The organism is uncultured Campylobacter sp. (assembly GCF_938017705.1).
Taxonomy (GTDB): domain Bacteria; phylum Campylobacterota; class Campylobacteria; order Campylobacterales; family Campylobacteraceae; genus Campylobacter_B.
On the sequence record NZ_CALIIS010000059.1, the window covers coordinates 1 to 1,586 of the forward strand.

Consider the following 1,586-nt stretch of genomic DNA (forward strand, 5'->3'; position numbering starts at 1 on the left):
CGCTCGCGGCGGCGGCTCACGCGAGGATCTGTGGTGCTTCAACGACGAGGCCTTAGCGCGCGCGATCTACGCGGCTAAAACGCCCGTCATCTCGGCGGTCGGACACGAGATCGATTTTAGCATCAGCGATTTCGTAGCCGATCACCGAAGCCTCACGCCCACCGCCGCGATGATCGATCTGCTGCCCGATATTTGCGCGATCTTTCAGAGCCTAGACGGCGTAAGCGACGCACTTGATAGACTAATAAAAGATAAAATTTCATCCGCGCAAAACGCGCTGAGCCTCGCAGCTCTGGAGCTTAGATCAAAATCTATCGAGCCAAAAATTTCAGGCTCGCTCGCGGGGCTTTTAAATTTCGAGCTTAAATTTAAAAATTTCATCGGCTCCAAGCTAAGCGCCGCAGAGCATGCGTTAAGCGCAAAGGATGAACTTTTAGCGCAAAAGGCGAAATTTTTTGAGATCACAAAAGACCTCGTTCAAATCCAAAAGGGCGGCAAAACGGTGAGCTTGGGCGAGCTTGCCGAGGGCGATGAGTTCGTCCTTTGCTCGCAGCAGCTCAGCAAAAACGCGAAAATCATCTAAAGGAGGCAAAATGGATAGGGTTTTAAATTTTAGCGCAGGACCTAGCACCATCCCGCTGGGCGTGCTAAAGCAGGCGCAAGAGGAGCTGCTAAACTACACAGGGCTGGGATTTTCGATAATGGAGATCTCGCACCGCACCAAAATTTTCGAGGAGGTTCTACATAGCGCGATGAGCCGCGTGCGTGATCTCTACGGCTTTTCGGATGATTTTACGATTTTATTTTTGCAAGGCGGCGCGAGCCTGCAATTCGCGCAGGTGCCGATGAACCTATACGCAGGCGGCGTCGCAGAATACGCCAACACTGGCAACTGGACGAGCAAGGCGATCAAGGAAGCGGGCGTGCTCGGCATAAACTACCGCGTGATCGCAAGCAGCGAGGAGAGCAAATTCGACCGCATCCCCGAGGTTAAATTTTCAGACGGCGCCGATTACGGCTACATCTGCTCGAACAACACGATCTACGGCACGCAGTATCCGCAGCTGCCGCAGTGCGGCTGCCCGCTCGTAGTCGATAGCTCGAGCGATCTGTTTTCGCGCCCCGTGGATCTTGGCAGCGTGGGGATGTTTTACGGCGGCATTCAGAAAAACGGCGGCCCCGCGGGCGTTACGATGGTGGCTATCCGTAAGGATCTGCTGGACCGCGCAGATCCCAAAACGCCGATGATCCTGCGCTATAAAACGCAGGCGGACGCGGACTCGATGAGTAACACCCCAAATACTTTCGGAATTTACATGCTAAATTTAATGCTCGGCTGGATCAAGGACGAAATCGGCGGGCTCGCGGAGATGCATGAGCGCAACAAGCGCAAAGCGGCGCTACTCTACGGCGCGATCGATGTCAGCGGCGGCTTCTACCGCGGCCACGCGCAAAAGGACAGCCGCAGCCTGATGAACGTGAGCTTTAATATCGCAGACGCCGCGCTTGAGCCGGTTTTCGTCGCGCAGGCGGAGGCGGAGGGGATGATCGGGCTTAAAGGACACCGCGTCTTAGGCGGCATCCGC

The 1,586-nt window shown here is 55.3% G+C and carries 2 protein-coding genes; both read left to right on the top strand.

The window, feature by feature from the left end; genetic code table 11:
* The coding region (locus tag Q0605_RS03030) for an exodeoxyribonuclease VII large subunit (RefSeq protein WP_298704140.1) at positions 1-583 on the top strand (583 nt) is incomplete at its 5' end.
* A gap of 10 nt (positions 584-593) precedes the next feature.
* Positions 594-1,586: 3-phosphoserine/phosphohydroxythreonine transaminase (serC, locus tag Q0605_RS03035; RefSeq protein ID WP_298704142.1), on the top strand; the 993-nt coding region annotated here is incomplete at its 3' end.